The organism is Adlercreutzia shanghongiae (genome assembly GCF_035830635.1).
In the GTDB taxonomy this organism is placed as follows: domain Bacteria; phylum Actinomycetota; class Coriobacteriia; order Coriobacteriales; family Eggerthellaceae; genus Adlercreutzia; species Adlercreutzia shanghongiae.
This window is the reverse complement of the sequence record NZ_JAYMFI010000031.1, coordinates 1-1,576: the sequence shown is the minus strand read 5'-3', so window position 1 is coordinate 1,576 and position 1,576 is coordinate 1. Positions and strand designations below refer to the sequence as shown.

General features: G+C 60.8%; 2 protein-coding genes. Both read right to left on the bottom strand.

Annotated features, from left to right (window positions below):
• Positions 1–190: amino acid kinase family protein (locus VJ923_RS11265; RefSeq protein WP_456049076.1), on the bottom strand; the 190-nt coding region annotated here is incomplete at its 3' end.
• Between the two features lie 252 nt (positions 191–442).
• Positions 443–1,441 carry an ornithine carbamoyltransferase gene (gene argF / locus VJ923_RS11260; RefSeq protein ID WP_326441527.1) on the bottom strand — a complete coding sequence of 333 codons (999 nt, stop codon included), beginning with the start codon at positions 1,439–1,441 and terminating at the stop codon, positions 443–445.
• Positions 1,442–1,576: the final 135 nt, after the last annotated feature.

Sequence of the window (1,576 nt, the reverse complement as noted above, 5' to 3'; positions counted from 1 at the left end):
CGTTGTTGATCATGCCGACCTGGGGGCCGTTGCCGTGGGAGACGACGACGTTGGTGCCCTCCTCGATCATGTCGACGATGTGCTTGGCGGTGTTCTGCACCAGCTCGAGCTGCTCGGCGGGGGTGTTGCCGAGGGCGTTGCCGCCCAGGGCGATGACGACGGTCTTGCCGTTGCCCTTTTCGTAAGCCATAGATTTCACCTCAATCTTTCGGTGAACCAGCCAATCTCGCTTCTAGGTTGCATGCAAGAGAGACGAGACTGCGGTTCCAAACGGAACAAAACATGCAACGGATGAGATTCTAGATTTCGCAGGCAATGCGCCTTTCGCACAGACTCATTCCGTTGTCAAATCGTAGGGGCGAAGTCGAACGCTTGCCTTCCTACTAAATGAGTGGGGCGGGCAAAACCCGCCCCGATAGTGACTACGCTGAGGTACTGAGAATTAGCCGCAGAGGGTGGCGTACATGACGGCCTTGATGGTGTGCATGCGGTTCTCGGCCTCGTCGAAGACCTTGGACTGCTTCGACTCGAACACCACGTCCTCAACCTCCATCTCGGTGACACCGAAGCGCTCGGCGATGTCGGCACCAATGGTGGTATTGGTGTCGTGGAAGGCCGGCAGGCAGTGCAGGAAGATGGCCTCGGGGTCAGCCATGGCCATGACCTCCTTGGTCACGCGGAACTTCTCGAGGTGCTTGATGCGCTCGGCCCAAACCTCGTCGGGCTCGCCCATGGACACCCACACGTCGGTGTAGATGACATGAGCGCCGGTGCAGGCCTCGGCCACGTCGTCGGTGCACTTCACGGTGCAGCCGTTCTCCTTGGCGATGGCGGTGCAGGTCTCGACGAGCTCGGCGTCGGGCATGTTCTCCTTCGGGCCGCAGGCCACGAAGTTCATGCCGAGCTTGGAGCACACGACCATGAGAGAGCGGGCCACGTTGTTGGCGGCGTCGCCCATGAACACGAGGGTCTTGCCCTTGATGTCGTAGTTGAAGTTCTCCTGCACGGTGAGGATGTCGGCGAGCATCTGGGTGGGATGCCACTCGGTGGTGAGTCCGTTCCACACCGGCACGCCGGCGTTGGCAGCCAGATCCTCAACGTCGGTCTGGGCGAAGCCGCGGAACTCGATGCCGTCGTAGAAGCGGCCGAGCACGCGGGCGGTGTCCTCGATGGACTCCTTCTTGCCCATCTGGGAGCTGCCGGGATCGAGGTAGGTCACGCCCATGCCGAGGTCCATGGCGCCGACCTCGAAGGCGCAGCGGGTGCGCGTGGAGGTCTTCTGGAACAGCAGCACGATGTTCTTGCCCTCGAGGTAGCGGTGCGGGGTGCCCGTGCGCTTGAGGTCCTTGAAGTTCTTGGAGAGCTTGAGCAGGTAGTCGATTTCCTCGGTAGAGAAGTCAAGCAGACGGAGGAACGGGCGACCGCTGAGATTGATAGGCATGTTTTGTTTCCTTTCCCTTGAAAGAGACATTTATATCGCGCGGGTCCCCGTTGCCGAGGATCCCGCGCCTCTTTTGCGGCCCAGCGCTGGCTGGCTAGACTGGGCCGGAAAAGACCGAAAGAGGATGCTCGCGAA